Origin of the sequence: Psychrobacter immobilis, assembly GCF_904846185.1 — a bacterium.
GTDB lineage: Bacteria > Pseudomonadota > Gammaproteobacteria > Pseudomonadales > Moraxellaceae > Psychrobacter > Psychrobacter immobilis_B.
Genome location: NZ_CAJGZQ010000009.1, coordinates 106316 through 126832 on the forward strand (window position 1 = coordinate 106316; position 20517 = coordinate 126832).

The 20517-nt window shown below is 42.8% G+C and carries 14 protein-coding genes and 2 tRNA genes; 6 read left to right on the forward strand and 10 right to left on the reverse strand.

The annotated features are described in order from the left end of the window. Nucleotides 1-146: 146 nt before the first annotated feature. From JMW94_RS06840 to JMW94_RS06855, 4 genes are all read right to left on the reverse strand, one after another. The gene (locus JMW94_RS06840) at nucleotides 147-872 is read right to left on the reverse strand and encodes a 16S rRNA (uracil(1498)-N(3))-methyltransferase (protein WP_201603463.1); all 726 of its coding nucleotides are present in this window, start codon (nucleotides 870-872) and stop codon (nucleotides 147-149) included. Then, the gene (locus JMW94_RS06845) at nucleotides 869-2455 is read right to left on the reverse strand and encodes a 3-deoxy-D-manno-octulosonic acid transferase (protein WP_201603472.1); all 1587 of its coding nucleotides are present in this window, start codon (nucleotides 2453-2455) and stop codon (nucleotides 869-871) included. Before JMW94_RS06845 ends, JMW94_RS06840 begins: the two co-directional genes overlap by 4 nt. 176 nt (nucleotides 2456-2631) lie before the next feature. Continuing rightward, nucleotides 2632-4089, reverse strand: coding sequence for a tetratricopeptide repeat protein (locus JMW94_RS06850; protein WP_201603474.1), 1458 nt, complete (start codon nucleotides 4087-4089; stop codon nucleotides 2632-2634). A gap of 104 nt (nucleotides 4090-4193) precedes the next feature. Then, nucleotides 4194-5831: a cardiolipin synthase gene (locus JMW94_RS06855; RefSeq protein WP_201603525.1), complete on the reverse strand. Its 1638-nt coding sequence runs from the start codon at nucleotides 5829-5831 to the stop codon at nucleotides 4194-4196. Nucleotides 5832-6127: 296 nt separating this feature from the next. Here JMW94_RS06855 and JMW94_RS06860 point away from each other — a divergent pair. The 4 genes from JMW94_RS06860 to JMW94_RS06875 all read left to right on the forward strand — a co-directional run bounded on the left by JMW94_RS06860 (nucleotide 6128) and on the right by JMW94_RS06875 (nucleotide 9074). Beyond that, nucleotides 6128-6203: transfer RNA gene (locus JMW94_RS06860), tRNA-Val, on the forward strand. 65 nt (nucleotides 6204-6268) lie between these two features. Further along, a tRNA-Asp gene (locus tag JMW94_RS06865) sits at nucleotides 6269-6345 on the forward strand. Between the two features lie 603 nt (nucleotides 6346-6948). Continuing rightward, a complete protein-coding gene (locus tag JMW94_RS06870) occupies nucleotides 6949-7752 on the forward strand; it encodes a DUF5020 family protein (RefSeq protein ID WP_227685444.1) in 804 nt (267 codons plus the stop codon). Between the two features lie 317 nt (nucleotides 7753-8069). Then, nucleotides 8070-9074: a D-cysteine desulfhydrase family protein gene (locus JMW94_RS06875; protein ID WP_201603476.1), complete on the forward strand. Its 1005-nt coding sequence runs from the start codon at nucleotides 8070-8072 to the stop codon at nucleotides 9072-9074. 46 nt (nucleotides 9075-9120) lie between these two features. Here JMW94_RS06875 and modB read toward each other — a convergent pair whose 3' ends face one another. The 4 genes from modB to surE all read right to left on the reverse strand — a co-directional run bounded on the left by modB (nucleotide 9121) and on the right by surE (nucleotide 13499). Beyond that, complete coding sequence (gene modB, locus JMW94_RS06880; protein ID WP_201603481.1) at nucleotides 9121-9822, reverse strand: molybdate ABC transporter permease subunit; 702 nt, start codon at nucleotides 9820-9822, stop codon at nucleotides 9121-9123. Nucleotides 9823-10191: 369 nt separating this feature from the next. After that, nucleotides 10192-11496, reverse strand: coding sequence for a lytic murein transglycosylase (locus JMW94_RS06885; RefSeq protein ID WP_201603483.1), 1305 nt, complete (start codon nucleotides 11494-11496; stop codon nucleotides 10192-10194). A 139-nt stretch (nucleotides 11497-11635) separates the two neighbouring features. Beyond that, the gene (locus JMW94_RS06890) at nucleotides 11636-12430 is read right to left on the reverse strand and encodes a M23 family metallopeptidase (RefSeq protein ID WP_201603485.1); all 795 of its coding nucleotides are present in this window, start codon (nucleotides 12428-12430) and stop codon (nucleotides 11636-11638) included. 256 nt (nucleotides 12431-12686) lie between these two features. Next, nucleotides 12687-13499 carry a 5'/3'-nucleotidase SurE gene (gene surE / locus JMW94_RS06895; RefSeq protein WP_201603494.1) on the reverse strand — a complete coding sequence of 271 codons (813 nt, stop codon included), beginning with the start codon at nucleotides 13497-13499 and terminating at the stop codon, nucleotides 12687-12689. A 629-nt stretch (nucleotides 13500-14128) separates the two neighbouring features. On the opposite strand from surE, the gene JMW94_RS06900 reads away from it, so the two are divergent. Together JMW94_RS06900 and JMW94_RS06905 are read left to right on the forward strand one after the other, a co-directional pair. After that, complete coding sequence (locus tag JMW94_RS06900) at nucleotides 14129-14566, forward strand: MCR_0457 family protein (RefSeq protein ID WP_045444876.1); 438 nt, start codon at nucleotides 14129-14131, stop codon at nucleotides 14564-14566. A gap of 573 nt (nucleotides 14567-15139) precedes the next feature. Beyond that, complete coding sequence (locus JMW94_RS06905) at nucleotides 15140-16306, forward strand: D-alanyl-D-alanine carboxypeptidase family protein (RefSeq protein ID WP_045444873.1); 1167 nt, start codon at nucleotides 15140-15142, stop codon at nucleotides 16304-16306. 318 nt (nucleotides 16307-16624) lie between these two features. On the opposite strand, the gene JMW94_RS06910 is transcribed toward JMW94_RS06905, so the two are convergent. Both JMW94_RS06910 and der read right to left on the reverse strand, forming a co-directional pair. After that, nucleotides 16625-18562 carry a sensor histidine kinase gene (locus JMW94_RS06910; RefSeq protein WP_201603496.1) on the reverse strand — a complete coding sequence of 646 codons (1938 nt, stop codon included), beginning with the start codon at nucleotides 18560-18562 and terminating at the stop codon, nucleotides 16625-16627. 220 nt (nucleotides 18563-18782) lie between these two features. After that, nucleotides 18783-20225, reverse strand: a complete 1443-nt coding sequence (der, locus tag JMW94_RS06915) for a ribosome biogenesis GTPase Der (protein WP_055124475.1) — start codon at nucleotides 20223-20225, stop codon at nucleotides 18783-18785. Between the last annotated feature and the right edge of the window lie 292 nt (nucleotides 20226-20517).

A 20517-nucleotide genomic window follows, 5' to 3' on the forward strand; every position in this document is an offset into this window, starting at 1 on the left:
ATCAATACATTTGTTTAACTCAGAAATGCACCGATAATTTGGCTCAACTGTCTCTTTTTAAGGACAAATTTATAGACCTTCACGGAGCAATATATAGATTTTCTAAGTGATGGCATGTCTTAATTATCTTTCAATGATCTGCTGATTCACGACAGCAACCATTGACCCAAAATCACATTGACGGCGGCTTCTGTACGCAGGATACGCGAGCCTATAGTGACTGCCGCGCAACCTTGAGTGGCAAGCAGTGCTATTTCATAATCAATCCAGCCGCCCTCGCTACCGATACAAACCAGACTTGGTAATCCTAACGATGGCGGCTGTTGTAGATACTGTATAAAGGATAGCTCACTATACGGGTGCGCCACGATGGCTCGATTGGTTACCAAACCTGCCAGCTCATCTTCCACGAATGGCTTAAAGCGTTTTTGTAAAGTGATACGAGGCGCTATGGTATCAACCCCTTGTTGCAGCCCTTCTAATACAAACTCATCAAGGCGCTCAAGCATCGGACTTTGCCAATAGCTTTTTTGCGTGCGATAGCTATTGATTAAGATGATATCGCGCACCCCAAGCGCGGTCATATCCATCATTAAGCGGCGTAGCACTTTAGGACGCGGTAGTGCCAATACAACGGTCAAATCTAGCTTTGGTGGCGGCGCAGTGGTGAACTGAATATCACGCAACTCAATCGCATCAGAGCGGATGCTCTCAATCACAGCAGTGCCCAAATGACCGCCCATTTGACCGATTTTCAGCGTATCACCAACTTTTGCTGTTAGCACTCTATTGACGTGATTTATTTGTGATAATTCATCAATATATGCCGCATCCGAAGAGAAGTGTTCAATGGGTAATAATAGACAATTCATAGCAGCTCTTGGCTTGGTTGTTGAATAGCATGCTGCTCGACAACCTCTTTAATCATGGTAAATTGGCGGGTCAGTACGGCTTGCTGTTGTCTCGTCATTTGCGCGCCAGCTTGCCCTGCTTGTGCCGCTACCTCAAGATCACTGAGCCAAGACACTAGCTGCTGATAAATGAGCGCTACATCCTCTTTAGCGGCAGGCTTCTTACGAGAGGATTGTTGATTCGTATCATCATTAGTAGTAGCCGCACTAACAGTAACGGGACGATAGAAAACATTGTTTGGCTGATATAACGCGCCGACCTCCGCCAATTTATCTACCACGCTTTGACAAGACTGCGTATAGCGCCCCATGAGTACAGGCGTTGCCACACTCGCTGGCTCAACGGGATTGTGCCCACCGACATCTACTAACGAGCCGCCGACCAGTGCCACATCTGCCAACTTATACCACGTCATCAGCTCACCCATGCTATCAGCCAGATAGACTTGTGTGTCTACATGAATGCTATCTTCTGCACTACGCCGTGCCATTGTTAATTCAGACGCTTGAATGAGCGCTGCTACTTCATCAAAACGTTCAGGATGTCTAGGTACAATGATAAGCAGCGCATCAGCGAGCGCGGGATGAGACAATAGCTGTTGATGCAATGACAGTGCCGTCTCTTCTTCGCCACTATGGGTACTTGCGGCAATCCAAATCGGTCGACCAGCGATATTCATCTCTTTTGCTAATGTAGACTCTTGGACCGATTCAGAATATTGGTTTGGTACGCTAGGATTTTCTGTATAATTAGCTTCTATATCAGCCGCTTTATCTTCAATTTGAGGCGTATTAATCACCCATTTTAGTGAACCTGCGACACGAATTTGCGCGCTATTCGCACCCAATTGTCGAAAGCGTTTCGCTGAGTCGCTGTCTTGAGCGATAATCAAAGTCAGGTTTTTCATCATACTGGCACTGACCGCAGCAATTTTTTGATAACTTTTAAAAGAAGACGCTGACAGCCGACCGTTGACCAAAATACTGGGAATATGGTGTTCGGATAATTTGGTTAAGATATTTGCCCACAGTTCTGTTTCGACAAACAGAGCAGCGATGGGCTTGACATGCGCCAAAAAAGCCTCAATCACAGTTGGGCTGTCGACAGGTACATAGCTATGGCTCATCCGACCTTGAGCAATGTCATCGGCGAAACGGCTAGCACCGCGAGCAAAACCTGTCTGCGTGGTATTGGTTAACCATATTTGATAGCCATCAGCCAATAACGTATCTAATAAGGGCGCGACAGTATTGGTCTCACCCAATGACACCGCATGACACCAAATCACGCCTTTATCAGTTTGCGCATTAGTCACTTTAGCCACTGGTCGCGGCGGATATTGTTTGCCAAAACGCTGCGCCACTTCTTGTTGATAGTTGTCGCGGTTGTGTGAGCGTTGCCAAACTTGCAGTCGATATAGCGGCTTAAGTAAGCCAATGGCGCACTGATAATACAAAGGCGCAGTATAAACAGTGCGACTGGGCAACGATACTGGGTCAGTCGCTTCTAAAGCACAATCAGAGGATATAGGAGAAGATGGCATAAAGTTGCCCAGATTAGTAATGGCTTAAATAATATAGTCAATTCACTATAAAAGAGTGACGGCATTAACCTCTTTAAATTAAATCGACTATAGTAAGGTGACGGTAAAAAATGCGCCAATTCTACCTGAATTTAGCGATTAACAATACGCTTTACAGCGTGTTGCCATAAAATATTTTAGACAATAATTAGGATCAGTATTGCCACCACGAGTATGGCGGCGAATAACAACTGATAGCGCTTCATGCTATGTTGCTCTTGTTTTTGTGTCGTTATCAGCGCTTGCGCCTGTTGCCATTGCCCTACTACGCTCGCCGCTTCCGCGTGTCCATTCTCCGCTGCTTGCTCTAGCCAATATTTGCCAGTGTCTATATCTTGCGCCACGCCGACCCCTTGGTAATACATCTTGCTTAGTAGGCGCTGCGCACGACTGTCATTTTTGCTGGCTGCCTGCTTAACCCACTCAACCCCTGACGCTGTAGCAGCACCCTTATCAACCGCTAATCCTTCACCTAGTAACTCATACATTGCCAAATGTAGCATGGCAGCGCTATTACCCGCCTGCGCCGCCTCTTGTAGTGTTAATAGCGCTTGCTTTTTCGTCGTCAAATGACTCTCTGAAAAGCGCATTTGCGTGCGCGGCTGACTTTGCTTGGCAATATGCTGTTCTAACTGCTCTAGCACTTTATGGGCTTGCTGATATTCGCTATTGCCAGCCGTTTGAACGACGTCTATGTTATCCAGCTCTACGAGCAGTTGCGTAAAAATCACGGGCGTTGGCAATTCTTGAGGAGAAGGCACTGACGATGGTAGTGGCTGCTCTAATACCGTATTTTCTGAGGTTGTATGAGGTTGTACTGTTTCTGATTTAGACAGCACAGGCTTAGTTTGGCTCTCTTGCTGAGACAGGTTCTGAGATTCTGGCACATCATGTGGCGTATGACTCAATCCTTCTTTTTCCAACGGTTTCTGACTATCAACTGTTTTAATGCGCTCTACACTAGCGCTTGTATGTGGTGTGCTGATATTAATGGCTGGTGTGATCGAATTAGCAACGTGATTGTCGTGCGCATGTGGCAACCTTGCGCTAACCGCTTGATACAGACCACTAGCCACTTGACCGCCTTGTACCGCCTTAAACGGCCGATCAATATGACCAAATAGACGCATCCCTATCGGCTCTAGTGCAAAAAACAATGACGTAACGCTATTAGCATCAGCCGACTGACAATAGACAACCGCCAGCTGTTGATAAAAATCATCGGTTGTAAGAGCCAGTTCAGGATAGCGCTTATGTAGCTCAAACTGTCCATACCAATGCGGCGTACTTTGCCATTGCTGTGCTAATACTCGCCCTGCATAAAACGCCAAAAATACCATAAAGTTACGATAGCGTTCATCGAGCAATAATCTCTCTTCATGCCATCGACCAGTTTTAACCATCTCACGGCGTATGTGCGACAGCAGCGTATCGACTCGCTGTAAGCTTGCCAATGACTCATCTAATATACAATCGCGAAGCTCGCTCTCGTAAGCAATGCCACCAGCGATAGGACGATCCGCTAGAAAGTCTTGCCAATAGCCTGCTGCAATATAATCAAAGGGCGTTAGAGGTGATGCAGACGATGCATACATAGACAAGCGCATCCTTTATCGGGATAAATTAATAGTAATAAAAATAAGGTCATCATGGCACTAAACTGACATCAGTCGTTTACCTTACCCTAAAATCGAAAATGCTACAATAAAGGACTAAACAAGCGTACCACATTATCAAACAAACGCTCTGCACCATGGCGCTGTTGCCACTGCTCTAAACTCAAAAAACGGCAACTTTGTAAGTAGACTTCTTGACAATCAGCCACTTGAGCGACCATCTCTGGTGTATAAATGGCCAAGCTCACTTCCATATTTAGATAAAAACTGCGCATATCGATGTTTACAGTACCAAATAAACAATAATCATCATCGATAACCACTGTTTTGGTATGCAACAAACCACCCTTAAACAAGGCAATCGTCACGCCTGCCTCGAGCAGCTCTTGATAATAGGCTTGTGACGCATGCTGTACAAGAAAAGAATCCACCTTTTCAGGGACAATCAGCGTCACCTCAACCCCGCGTTTGGCAGCGATTGTTAATGCTCCCGAGAGCGCCTCGTCAGGTACAAAATACGGTGTGGTAATGCGAATGCGTTTATTGGCGCGATGAATAACGGTCACCAATGTATTGTAAATCACATGGGCAGTCACTTGCGGTGCGGAGGGTATCAGCTGCGCCAGCACCCCTTCTACCATCGGCATCTTCGGTATCACAATCGATGTTGAGCCAATATTTGGTTGCTTATAATAGTCGATCTCACCAGCCAATACCTTTACCCGACTGTTTAAATCATTAATGGTTGGGTTCATCACATATAGTTTACGAGTATAGCCATTTACTCGCTGATTGAGCGCGTCTAAATTGTCATTGTTTTCCGCACCAATATCCGTGGCCACCACGATCGCCATGGCTGTCGTAATACTAATAGAGTGTTGACTGGTCGTGCGTATCGCCACATCGATCCACTGTCCAACGTTTTTATTTTGTTTAAAAAATCTTGGATCGACCAAGTTAAAGCTACCGATATAGCCAATGTGCTCATCAATCACCACAATTTTACGATGATTGCGCAAGTCAGAGCGTTTAAATAGCGTTTTAAATAAACCCACTGGTAGTGACTGATGGACAAAAACACCTGCTTTTTCTAAAATACGATGCGCGCTACTATTAAAGAAACTAAAGCTACCCACGCTATCGGCCAAGATATGACACTCAATACCACGCTGCGCTGCCGCTGACAGCGCCTCTATCACCTCTAGTACTTGTCCTTTAGGATAAACAATATAAAACTCCATCAAGATAATACTCTGAGCGGCATTGATATCTTCGATTAATCGCTGAAAGATAGTATGAGGATCCGTCAATAGCTGCATATTGTGATTAGGAAACACGCCCAGCCCCGTCCAACGCGTGCCTATTTGACTGACACCGCGGTAGTTGGCTGGCAGCAGCTCTTGTCCTTGATCAAAAACCAAATTCTCACGCCGTGCCATATCATCCATCAATAAGCTTGCTTGGTCTACCCGTTGACGATAGCGCCGCCCTATCATCGGCTCACCCAATAGTATATAAGCGATGAAACCAAAAAGAGGCAAGGTATAGAGCACAGCAATCCAAGCGATAGATACACCGATATTGCGCTGCACTGACACAACACGTAGCGTCATTACTATCATGAGAACAATATGCAATACCAGACCCAAGCCTGCAAAGTCTCCCCAAGACCAGGTCGTAAAAGTTTGTTCAATAGTGGAATTTTCTATGCCCGCCTCCAACAATCAACATAAAATAAAGCATGAGTCGTAAAACACCCTCAATAGTATAGTAGTTTTTGACCATCAAACAATGACTAACCATAATAAGTTTTTAAGCAGCAACCTTAGTAAACACGTGCCTCAGACTACTATTAATAATAACTTTCAAACAGTATTTTCAATTATTTTTTAAAATAGTTAAAAAACTGTTTGACAGCCATGTGTAAATCTATATAATACACACCCACAGCAGCAGAGCTTAGTGACAAACTTAGAGCTCAGTTGATGTTGAATAAATTGCATAGCAATTGTTCGAAGGGTGATTAGCTCAGTTGGTAGAGCGTCTGCCTTACACGCAGAATGTCGGCGGTTCGAATCCGTCATCACCCACCACTATTTAGTATAGCGTTACTCTCAAGTAGTAGGCTAAGTGGTTAAATAAACTAAGTACGACCTAAGCAGCGGTAGTTCAGTTGGTTAGAATACCGGCCTGTCACGCCGGGGGTCGCGGGTTCGAGTCCCGTCCGCTGCGCCACATTTAGTAAAAAGCTAAAACGAATTTAAACTGTAAAGTTTAAGCAAGTTTCGCCTCAAACATTAGATTGTTTGAGGTTTTTTTGTGTCTATTGATTCTGCCATACCTTTATTCACTTGCCTCTCATATCATTTGTCCTCAACCACCCTACCAGCTCTTTTCACTACTCTGAATCGTAATAATTATTGCTAGTGGTTTAGCCTACTATCTACTTCGACACATCTCCTTGTTTACAAAAATAATAAAGCTGACCATTTAGTCAGTTAATTTAATAAAATCATAAACTTAGCTAATATCAAATACTTAGAAGGCTTGATAGACCATTATTTTGAGCCAGCTTATGGTTGTCACTTCATTATAAAACATGCTTAACTGTTTCAAAGTGTTAAGAATTATTGCGGATAATATAGCCAACAGAGCATTTTTATACTTTTGACAATACTTATATTGATAACATTTATCTTCATTATTTTAGACTGCTATCAAAAATTGACCGCGCTTCATCCTTAGCAGCATTGACCCGTTTTGACAGGAAGTTAAAAGGCGCTTCTGTCATATACCCAGCCTGCTAGGATGACCCACTCTATATAAAGGAATATTACTGTGCGTTATCACTTATTTGCAAACCTGCCACTGGCTAGCCAATTATGTAAAACCAATATTCAGAAAAAACTGTTTTTTAGTAGCTCATTAACCACGGCTTTAGCCGCGATCGTTTTCTTGGGTACGATGAGCAGCAGCCATGCAAAGGTGCTTTTCACCGATACCAGTCTTTCTGTACTGTATGGCAATGACTATGAGCTGGTAGAAGACGGAGAATTGACGACCATCACTCTGGAGCACGCATCTACCCATAGTTGGGGCGGCGTATTTTTCTTCGTCGATCGTCATCAAGGCGCAAATGATATTGAAAATAATAGATTTAAAGAAACGTATGGTGAGTTTGCGCCCAAGCTTAAGCTTACAACTTTCGATGATAGCTTTATCAAACAGCTCAATCTAGCGGGGCAATATGAGTTTGGCTCGAACAGCAAAGGCTTTAGCCAAGACAACTATATGATAGGACTAGGGGCAGATTTGAATGTGCCTATTTCAGGTATGAAGTACGCCTCTGCTTCCCTATATCATGTCTTCAATGATAATACTGATAATGACCAGCAAATCACCTTAACTTACGGTTGGGAGAAAAACAATTTTGTGGTAGATGGTTATGTAGACTACTCTTTTAACAACGATGACTTAAAAAACCAACTACATATCAATCCGCAAATAAAGTATAACTTACAACCACTATTAGGCATTGATAATCGCTTAGAGGTCGGTATGGAATATAGTTACTGGAAAAATAAGTATGGCAGTGACACGACTCAAAACGTGCCTAGCGCTCTAGTGAAATTTCATTTTTGATCGTCTAATTGGTCTGACAAATAGTTCTAAAACAGCTCTCAACTCTTTTTCACTAAAATAAATAGTTTGTTAATAAAACAAATAGTCCTCAGGCAAAATTGACAGCTTGCATGAGGATTTTCATTTTATATTTGATAAATTAACCCTTAGGATTCCACTGATTCTAAAGCTGGATACGCATTCATACGTTTTATAAGGCTGTTACGACGTATAATTATTGGCTATTTATAGCCGCTAAACAATCATTTTTAACTGACTTTATCAATGGCTATGTTTCAAACTTATTCAGCATTTTTTTATTATAAAAGGGACAAAATATGGAATATAACCACATACCCAGACAATCATTGGGCTTCTTCCCCACTCCCTTGATAGAGCTCAGCAGATTGAGTAAAGCGCTTAATGGCCCTACTATTTTTATGAAACGAGATGACAACACGGGACTGGCATTGGGTGGTAATAAAACCCGTAAGCTTGAATTTATCATGGGTGATGCCCTTGCTCAAGGTGCTGATTGCGTGATTACGGCAGGTGCCGCACAATCAAACCATTGTCGCCAAACTGCTGCCGCAGCGGCAAGCTTGGGACTTGAATGCCATTTAGTATTGGGTGGAGAAGAACCCGAACAAACAAGTGGCAATCTTTTATTAGACAAAATTTTTGGATCGCATATTCACTGGGCAGGCGCCAATCGTAAAGGAGAAGACATTCCTAAAATCGTTGAGCAATTAACAAATAAAGGCAAAAAACCATATGTCATACCCTATGGCGGCTCCAATGAGCTGGGTGCTTTAGCGTTTGTAGAAGCTTTTAAAGAGTTAGAATCGCAACGCGAAAGCATGGACGTATTATTTACTCATATCGTTTTTGCTTCTAGCTCTGGGGCAACACAAGCCGGTTTGATGCTTGGCAAAAAAATACTTAACTCGCCCGCCCAAATCGTAGGTATCAATATCGATAAAGGTGAAACAGACAAAGTGCCTTTTGATCAGTATACCGTCGCGCTTGCCAATAGCACGGCCTCCCTTATCGGTGCCGATTATCGGTTTACAGAAACCGATTTAACACTCAACTCTGATTATGTGGGCGAAGGTTATGGCGTGGTTGGTACATTAGAAAATGAAGCCATTGCAATGACAGCTCAAACAGAAGGCATACTTTTAGATCCTGTCTATACGGGTCGTGCGATGGGCGGACTCATAGATATGATTCGGTCTGGAAAAATCAAGAAAACCGATCGTGTCTTATTTTGGCATACGGGCGGTGCACCAGCTTTATTTGCCTACTCAAGTGACTTAGATATGATGAAAAGAAATGGATAAATAAATTTTGACGCATTAACTCAAGCTATAGGTATTAACTGCAATCTTATGAGCGTTGATTCAGCCGGCTCACACTAGCAATCAACGCCACCATAATCACTCCCATAATGATGAGAATCCCAGACATCATGTGCGCTGCCTCGTAATTTAGCGCCTCTACTTGCTCATATATCGCAATCGAGACCACTTTAGTCTCATCGGATATACTACCCCCTATCATCAAAACCACGCCAAACTCACCAATAGTATGGGCAAAACTTATTAAGCTGCCGAGCACAATACCGACACGCGCTTGTGGCAGAGCGACTCTGAGAAACCGTTGTAAACGGCTTGGCTCCAATAAATGTGCCACTTCCATCACGCTTTGTGGAATACGTAAAAATTGGGCGTAGACAGGCTGAATATAAAAAGGCAAGGAGTAAATAATCGAACCAATGACAAGACCTTCAAAGGTGAAGATCAAGGGGCTGATATTATGTTCGCTAAGCCATTTACCAATACCGACACTAGGGCTTAACAGTAATAAAAGATAAAAGCCGATGACGGTAGGCGGCAAAACCAATGGCATGGCAATGATGCCCATAAGCAAGACTTTAAGACGTGCCACAACTTGTCTACGGCTAGGCTTAGCAAGCCAATAAGCCACAGGCGTTGCAAACAGTAATAGACAAATGGTAGTGACACCAGCAAGCTTAATACTTACCCAAAACGGACTAAGCATATCGGACATAAGAGACTGGTCTATCATAATGTCACTGCTCGTTGCCATTCGTTATGAGGATAAAGGATTTATTGTATCTAATATTAAAAGATTGAACAGACAAATATAATGTCAGCTCTTATAGATAGCGCGTTGATAAACAAACAGTGTAGCCTTTATCAGTCACAGTATCAGTCTTCTTGTGTCCATATTATTTATTAAAACCTGATAAGATTAAAGTCTGTTGAAAAACAATCATAGCGTAAAATAAAAAAGCACCTTATTAGGGTACTTTTTTATTTTATTCACTAAGCTCATCGTATTTGATATTACCATCAAAAATGATGGTTAAAAAATTTCTTTTAACACGCTAATATTAGAATCAATACGAGTCAAAAGCAGTGCAATCAACCTGCTTCACCACGAAGCTAACGATGATGCACTACGCTGAGTAATAAAGCCGTCTGGAGTCTGACCATTGTCTGCTTGCCAGCGCTGGAACGCCAATCGAGTATTGGTACCCACGATACCGTCAGCCCCTTTAGTATCATAGCCTGAGTTAGTCAAACGCTGCTGTAAATTTCGTACTTGAGCTGTGGATAATGGACGCTCATAACGCGGCCATGATTTCTGTAATCCGCCTTGTCCAGCAAGCGCTTTACCCAATAAGCTAACACCTAGCGCATAGCTCGATGAGTTATTATAAACTTTGATCACATCAAAGTTTGGGCTGAGTAGCAACACTGGACCATCCTTGCCAGCTGGTAGCCACAGCTCCATTTCGGTATTGGCATCCAAATAAACATCAGCGATGGTATCAACACCCATCGCCGCCCATCTCGCGGCAGGCTGCTTACTACCAACCATGGAGTAATCGAATGAGGCAGGAATGGTCGCTTCGTAAAATGGCGCTAGACCTCGAACCCAACCTGAGCTGCTCAAATAATTAGCGGTGGACGCCAGTGCATCGCCCGTTGCCCACGGGTTACGGTGACCATTACCATCGCCATCCACTCCGTGCTTCAGCCAAGTATCGGGGATAAACTGCGTCTGTCCCATGCCGCCTGCCCAAGAACCATCGAGCTGCGACCAAGACACATCACCGCGCTGCAATAACGTCGCTAATGACAACAACTGAGTTTCGGCAAATTCTTGGCGACGACCATCATAAGCCAGACTCGCAAGCGAGCTTGGTATGCTGCTATTACCCGTCACCACGCCGTATGACGACTCCATGCCCCAAATGGCAGCGATTATTTCTGCATTGACACCGTACTGCGATTCTAATTGCGACAAAAATGCCCGTTGCTCGGCGAACTTACGCTTACCAGTACTCACACGCCCATCAGATACGGCAGAATCGACATATTCCCATGGCATCTTAGAAAACTCTGGCTGTCCTGAGTCAAGTGAGATGACTTGCTGATTTAAATAAGCGGTATCAAGTAAACGACGCACCGTCGCTGCATCATGGCCTGATGAAATCGCCCGCATAGAAAAATCAGACTTCCAATCAGAGAAGCTGTTATAGCTTGGCTTTGCCACTGGCTGCGGCTTGATGACAGGCTTCGGTGCTGGCTTCACTTGAATGGTTTGAGTTTGGGTAATCTGAACGTTGCCTTGACGCACGGGTTTGCTAGGTTTTTGCATCGCCTGTTGGCTGGTACACCCAACCATCACTAACGCAGGAAACAGGGCAAGATATTGTTTTTTTAACATCATAAAATTCTCAAGTATGAATAAGTAAAGCGACTCAAATAAACCGATTTAGTTAAGGTGGCTTTATTCAAACACTCTGAAATTCAAGCGCTCTGAATAAAGCCACTAAACTTGCCAAATCAGTCACAACTTGGCATCACTTTTAACGCCCGAGTACCGCACGTGGGTCAATAGGATTGCCATTTAAGCGCACTTGGAACTCTAAGCCGACCTGATTGGTCTGGCCACTGTTACCCATGTTTGCAATGCGCTGACCGCGCTGTACAGCATCGCCTTCTTTGACCAGTAGCTGACTATTATGCGCATAAGCGGTGATGTAATTATCACTATGACGAATCATAATAAGATTGCCATACTCTGGCAGACCATCGCCCGAGTACAGTACCGTGCCAGATTGGCTAGCAAGTACGGGATCACCGACATTACCAGCAAACCACATACCCATCGTGCCCGCTGCCGCATCAAAGTTACGAGTCACTTGATTGCGACTTGGATATTCATAGCCTGACGTTGCGTTAGCCGTCACTTCGTATACAGGGCTTGGTGAGCTATTATTAGGCACGCTCGTTACAGGTGGTGTGTACGTTGGCTGTGTCGTTGTAGGCGCGTTATAACGATTGTTGTCGGCTGGCGTACCTTGCCACAGCTTGAGCCATTGACCACTATAAATCGTATACTTGCTGTCCAAACCATTGAGCGAACCGATTTGACGGTAGCTGAGACGATAGCGCTCAGCAATTTGGCTGACCGTGTCGCCACGCTGTACACGATGGTAGTTAGGAACGCCTTGTGCATTGGTAATAATCTTAGGTCCCGCTTGGTTGGCTGATTGGTAAGTAGGCTTGGTTGCACAGCCCACCATCGTTAACGTTGCTGCTGTTAAAGTACCTATCAATGCCACTGTTGCAAAGCGCGATCCAGCAATAAGCTTCTTCATACAAGATTTCCTATTCTTTATGTTACTCACAAACTCCTTGTGTTACTCACAAGCATTTTGCTAACTTTTATACCGTTTAGTATTTAGTATTTGGCAAATACCATTATCAATCACTCGATAGTAAACCATTTTCTAAGGCGTGTCCTCATTTTGAAAATGGTGATAAAAATGAGATAAATGGCAGCCAAATAAGAAAAATAGCGCAGATAATATCAGGATATTGACCAGCTGTTTGACGCATTTTGGCAGCGTAAATTTATAGCATTAACGCCGACAGCGTTTTAAGCGTGTCTGCTGGCGTATGATGCAGGCGCACTGGTGATAAACTGATATAACCCGCCGCCACCGCTTGATCATCCGTCATATCTGTTGTGGAGGACTGCAAATCTTCAGTTTCTAATGGTAACTCATGCGGGCGTTTACGTAGCGACAGCCAATAAGCATCACGCCCACGTGGATCGACCATATGATGTACAGGACGCGCAATCTGACGGTGCCCTAACGCCGTTATTTTCCGACCTTTAATATCATCAGCACTATCCACATCAGGAATATTAACGTTTAATACATGATAGGGCAAATTTTTGCAAGCATCTAATATCGGTGTTTCTATCAATAATTTAACAATTTCAGCTGCCGCCATTTGATAATGACTGGTCTGCTCTTGCTTTTCTCCTTTGACGCTGCCGCCCACTAGGGAGGTCGCAATGGCAGGTATTCCAAAGAGCTGTGCGGTTAATGCAGCACCAAAGGTACCCGAAAATAAAACGTCTTGACCAAGATTGGCACCAGAATTGATACCAGTAATCACACAATCAAAACGCGTATCAGGATACAACTCATGCAATGCCAAATGTACACAATCCGCGGGCGAACCATTTACCGCTATAAAACCAGAATCCAATCGATGAGTATATAATGGCATCGATAGGCTCAAAGCACTCGCGCAGCCACTTTGCTCACTATTTGGCGCAACCACTACCACCTCTGCAATAGCAGACAGGGCTTGATATAATGCTAATAACCCTGGTGCATAAACCCCATCATCATTACTAATTAAAAATTTCATTTTCACTCAATATACTCATTAATGACCGCCTGTCCACTTATGAACTTTAGCCGCATAAAATTGCTATAATCAGACCCGAAAATGGTGGTTAGATTGTGTGATCATACTGTTGATGCTGACATATACATTGGCTTTTTCTGCATAAATAGTATTTATACACAGCATTTGGCAAGCGTCAAATGATAGCTAAATTTACTATAAAAGTTAAAAAAGCCATACCGCTATCAAAGTAAAATGACACTGTGTTTATATCACAGCATGCATATGAATAAATTGATAGAGCAAAACGCGGATGCCACCATAATTTTGGGCAATTATACCCTAATAATACGCTGACACGAACCCAGTCTGTGCGCAGAATCTATTCAATTTATAATTTTATCACGATGATATCTGCATCAATAACAGCAAAAAAACTTGGCATGACGTTACAATAGGCAACACCTTACAACAATACAAACTTATATTTTTATGCTGACGTAACTTATGAGTCTATGCTGCTGATATGTTGCTCAAAAAGAGCTTTGGCTCACAAGATATCTACACATAAATCAATATTTTATGTGACTTTTGTTTTTTTACCCATTAACATATCACCATTAAATAAAGATAAGCGAGTGTAATACTGCATGAAAAATCAATCGATATTATCTATAGCTTCTGTGATAGCGAAGACGGCGTCCAAAATTAGTCTTGCAGGACTGGTAACGTCTGTTGCCATGCTGTCTCAAGCATCCTTTGCGGCGAATAATTCTGCTACAACCATACCTCTAGATATGTCTGGCATCAATGTCACTAAACATGAAATTGCGGTCATGCAAGTGCTATCAGAGATATGTCCACCGATGCTCAATGGCAAACAAAAACAGCGCTTTTATAAATCTTATAACGTTCAGCTTCACGAGTTGATGCCGTCTTTAGAAGATCCAAAAGCAGCGATTCAATATCTATCCACTCAGCAAGATTATCGCCAGATATTACAAGGCATTCGTAGCTGGACAATGGGCTTCTCTAAACAAGACAACAAAGCTCTATGCGAAGATTTGGCGAATGCTGAATACCAGTAGTGGATCATAACTAAGCTCAACAATTACAACATTATAATTGGCTTACTTATCAGACATCCTATCGTCTCCCCTACAATAGCTATGCCCCAGCATTGATTCTAAATTGATAAAGTCAGCTATAATTAATGACAATAAATCATGGCATTATCTGTCTTGGAACGCTGATTATGGGCTATTTAGCGACACCTTATAAGCTTGTTCATCAGGCTTATAAGTAACAAAAAAGCTTACGGTCATCCTGTTTATACCAACAGGATGACCGTAAGCTTTTTTATGACAGTCGAATTATTTCTATTCGAGACATTGTAGCAGTCCTAGTCTGAGCAAACGTTTACTTCTTACCACTCTTTCTTTTTAATCGGGTCTTTTTTTGCATTTATCGATTCCCCATCGGTTGGCATTTTGCTAAGATAAGGCGTTAATTTTATGTCTGTCGCTCAGCCATCACCACTCTTATTAATACATTGTTTTTAAACAGAATGTTTAAGACAGGCTACTTAAAATGATGCATAAGATTTAGTGCAAGGTACAAGCGGTAGATACATTTGGTTTCATGATGCGGTGTAACGATATATGACAGTAAAGCGTGTAAAAAATCAGCTGGTGCAGCTGGTAGTCGGTGTGAGTATCTCTATGAGTGCAGTGATGGCAAACGCAGCCATCCAGCCGCCTGAGATGGATAATACCGCCTATGTATTGATGGATTATAATACTGGTGAGATTTTGGCACAAAAGAACGCCAATGAGTCGCTACCGCCAGCGTCTTTGACAAAAATGATGACCAGTTACATCATTGAGCAGCGCTTAGCATCAGGCGACCTTAAAGAAGATGACCAAGTCATAATGAGTCCAAATGCTTGGTGTCGTGGTAGTAGCAGCCAGTCTTGCATGTATGTGCCGGTAAATAAATCTGCGAGTGTTATCGACATGCTACGCGGTATTATTATTCAATCAGGTAACGATGCCTCAAAAGCTATGGCTGAGCATATCGCTGGTAGCGAAGCCTCATTTGCTATCTTGATGAATGAGCAAGCAGAAAAGCTTGGTATGAAAAATACCCATTTCGTCAACTCTACTGGTATGCCTGACGAAGGGCATGAGGCATCAGCACTAGATTTGGCCAAATTGTCACGCGCTATTATCAAGAATAGCGGCGACTATTATGGTATTTATGCAGAAAAAGAGTTCACCTATAACGGTATTACTCAAGGTAACCGTAATGCTCTACTTGCAACCGACCCAACCGTTGATGGTCTAAAAACTGGCCACACTGATGCCGCAGGCTATTGCTTAGCGGCTTCAAGCAATCGTGATGGCATGCGCTTGATTTCTGTGATTATGGGAACAGAGAGCCAGCAAGCACGTGCCGATCAATCACGTGAGCTGCTCAACTGGGGCTTTGGCCACTTCACTACTGTCACCAAAGCACCTGCCGGACAATTCGTCAGCAAAGTTCCGGTCTGGTTCGGTGAAGCTGATGAAGTCGAGCTAGTTACTGCGGATAATTTGCAAATTCTAACCAGCAAAACGCAAAAAAATAAAATCACGACTGTGGTAGATATTCCTGAGAGCCTAGAAGCACCCATCAAAAAAGGTCAAGAAATTGGCAAAATGATGGCCGTTATTGATGGTAAAGCGGTGGCTTCAGTGCCTATTATAGCGACCAGTGATATCGAGCAATCAGGCTTTATGAGCCGCACTTGGCAGCGTGTCGTACGTTGGGCACAAAATCTGTTTTAGAGAATATTAGTAGAAGCTATTTCTCAAGAACATTACTGACAAAAAAGACGCCTCAAAACTGGGCGTCTTTTTTATGTCCTCATTCACCGCACAGATTTTATTATTGCTATTAAGTAGTGTCATCATCAAACTGTGATAAACACTGATTTACTAGACTCAGTAAGCTTGCCCTCGTTCATCATATTTTTCAGATTAAAAGCAAGCACTCTTGTCGAAAATACGATGTTCGAAACTATTTACAGTAAATGAGTAAATGAAAGGCAATCGAGTACATTAAACGAGGTTAGTACAGTAAGCGTGACAAATCCTTTAGTCCTCTTACGTCCATACCAACCAGCGCTTAAGCAAGTCGCTTAATGCTTTATCTTTATAAGTGGCGCTATAACAGTAATCGACACCAGCTGCTTTTAAACCATGCTCAAAGCTATCTAACTGCTTCGCTCGATGTGGTGGATACCAATATACCAATAAAGCCCGATGTTCACTTTCAAATTGACGAATACGCTTGGCTAACGACTCAGCTTTACTTGGAAAGATATCTTCCGCAAACATCACCATATTCACCTGTCTTATACTCATCTCCTCTATAACCAGTGTTTCATGCTGACGATAAATGACCGTCGCGCCTAAACGCTCTAGCTCCTTCGCTAAAAACCCGACTTCATGATAATAATAGTAAATAATAGTCAATCCAGCCAATAAATGCTGCTGCCGAGACTGCTGTTTATTGGTCATCGATATGGTCAGCATGAATTGGGTGCCTGACCCTAACGTGCTATCTACTTCTATAGTAGCGCCCATCAGCTGAGCCATTTGCTTGACGACTGGTAAACCAACACCTGAGCCTTCATATTGGCGAGTTTGTGATGAATCCACTTGGAAAAACGGATTAAAAATATCATCGATATGAGTGCTATCGATACCTATACCTGTATCTTTCACACTTATTTGCCAGCGATTGCTTTTATCAAAATGGGTCAATTGCGACGTAATAGTCACCTGCCCTGCTGGAGTAAACTTAATCGCATTGCTCAATAATATCGATAATATTTGTTTTATTTTTTCCGCATCCCCTTCCAGACCATAGTCTATATGATGAATACGGCTAATCAACTCTAGCCTTTTTTGCCGAGCAATAGGCTCATATTCTGCCAACAGATCGGCGATTAACTGCAGTGGATTGAACGCAATACAATTGATACTCATCTGACCTTTTTGTATTTGATTCAATTGGATAATATGATCAAGCGACGACACCAATTTATCACTGCCGTCACTGATAATTTCAACCGCATCTTTTTGTTCTCTATTGAGGGTATCGTAATCTAACAGCTGTAAACCGCCTACGATAGCATTTAGCGAAGTTTTCAGCTCATGGGTGATCATGCTTTGAAAGTTATGCAGCTGCACATCGAGGGATACGTCTTTGTTGTGTAATTGCTGCTCAAAAATAGCAAGCGCCTCATAATCTTGTTGGACTTTCTGTAAACGATCAAACAATACAGCCAAAGTTTGCTTGATTTGTACCAGTTCCTGAAATTCAAAAAGCTGTGGAATCACTGGTAACTGCTCAAGCTCTGGGTTTTTTACAACGATGTGACAGACTTCTTTCAAAGCTTCAATATCTCTGATTGGCCATTTGAGTTTGCGCAGAATGTACAATACCCAAAGTACCGTCAATATCGTGGTGATAAGCCATAGCAATATATTGCTTCGAAACCAATGTGAACGCAGGGTGTTCACATCTAAAGTGAGATTAATATATCCAACTAACGCGCTATTTTTATTGGCCTCACTAGACGCTGACGATTCTTGCTCACCATTTGATAAAGTCGTGGACGATTGCTGACTGCTGTTTAACGTATCTAGCGCGCTATCATCACCGATATCGTCACTGGTAACGGGATAATTGAAGCTGACAGTATCTGCAAATAAAGCATTCTTCCAATCATCTCTGGATTGATTAACTTCATCAATAGGTTTGGGTGTTGAATAAAATAAAATACTTCTAATGCTGGGTTCACTTTCTAACAAGAATCTCACTTGCTCAGCCACGATATCAGCACCATCGGCTGTCGATGCGCTGGTGGTCAACATAGTAGCCAATTGCTGGATATGCTGACGCTTCTCTTTATAGTGGTATAACAAACCATAAACGATAGACATCAAGAAACCTGCCAACACAGCCAAAATAATGGCTTGTACGACAGAACGCCAAATAAGCGTAGAGATGGTTTGAGAGGGACGGTTGTTCATATTACTTAACTGAGTTAAGAAAACTTTTGATTATAGTACAGGTATTTTGTAGGAGTAGTGAGGGAAATATCACATGTTAATAAAACTTAACAACGTATTAATATATCATGATGACCGATATAATCATCATGATATGGCACATTACAGAGAAGTATGAACAATAGAATAAAATAGTCTTTATTTACTACAACAATATAAAGACCGTCATCATTTTGCTAAATTAACGCTTTTTATCTTTATTGGTGAATTTCTGCTTATCTTTGGTAGTAAATTTTTGTGCCCGATTACGCTCGCGTTGGCGCAACTGTTGCGTCTTCGCTTTGGTTGGCGTATCGCTCTTGTTGGCATATGGGTTGTCATTTTGTTTAAGGACAACATTGAGCGGCGTGCCTTCAAGCTTAAATACTTGACGGAATTGGTTTTCAAGATAACGCTGATAGCTCTTAGGTAATGCACTGGTTTGGTTACCATGAATGACAATCACGGGCGGATTGTGACCACCGATGTGAGCGAAGCGCAGTTTAATACGGCGACCAGCAACCGTTGGTGGTGGATTGGCTGTCACCGCATCTTGCAGAATCTGAGTCAAACGATTGGTTGACACTTCAAACATCGAAGATTTATAAGCACGCAAGATAGACGGGTATAGATTACCCACACCAGTACCATGTAGTGCTGAGATTAGATGCACTTTTACATAAGGGATAAAGTTAAAGCGGCGATCCATCTCAATCTTGATATAGTTTTTCTGATCAGCAGTCAGACCATCCCACTTATTAATCGCAACAACTAGAGCACGACCCGCATCAAGCGCATAGCCAATCATATGCAAATCTTGATCAACGATACCTTCATGCGCATCAATAACAATAACGGTTACGTTAGAATCTTCGATTGCTTGTAGGGTTTTAATGACCGAGAATTTTTCTACTTTTTCATCAATTCTACCGCGGCGGCGCACACCAGCAGTATCGATTAAGACGTAGTCTTTACCTTCGCGTGTATAAGGAATATAAATACTGTCACGCGTGGTACCGGGCATATCAAAAACCACTACTCGGTCTTCACCCAATAGACGATTGACTAGCGTCGATTTACCAACGTTTGGACGACCTATGATCGCTAACTTCAAACCTTTTGGCTCTACGACATTCTCTTGCTCAGGCATATCAGCCGTCAATATTTCAAGCAAATTACCGACACCGCGACCATGACTTGCCGCCATCGGATATGGCTCACCCAATCCTAATGCATAAAACTCGGCAGGGGCAGCGTCGTGAGCACCATCGACTTTATTGGCAACCACATAGACTGGTTTGCCAAGTGTGTGCAAAAACTTACCAATCTCCGCATCTGCGCCGATCATACCAGCACGAGCATCTACCACAAATACGATGATGTCCGCTTCATGAATCGCTGTATGCGATTGCTCAGACATATAGTCATCAATGTTGCCGCTACCGTCATCCGCCTCACCAATACCACCAGTGTCTACAACGATAAAAGATTTGTCTTCATAGGTAGCATCACCGTACTGACGGTCACGAGTCAGTCCTGACAAATCAGCAACCAATGCCTGCCGACTTTTTGTGAACTGATTAAATAAGGTAGATTTACCGACGTTTGGACGACCAATTAAGGCGACCACAGGCTTGATACTCATGGGTTACTCTCAGTGAAAGGCACAATGGCGGGCAGTACAGTTATTCTTATAACCAGTGATATAACAGTAGTCGTGAATAAGCTGCTCTTGACCGCAAATTAAAATGAATGATAGAACAATAGCAAAAATAATAGTCAGCTATTTTACAATTAGCAAGTGGTACATAGGATGACTAAATGATAAATAAATAATATATATGGATAACACCTACGGCGCATCGGTCGCATAGAGTACGCGAAAGCCTGTATTTAAACAAGCAATTTACACAAGGCACTAAACGCTGACGAAGCAG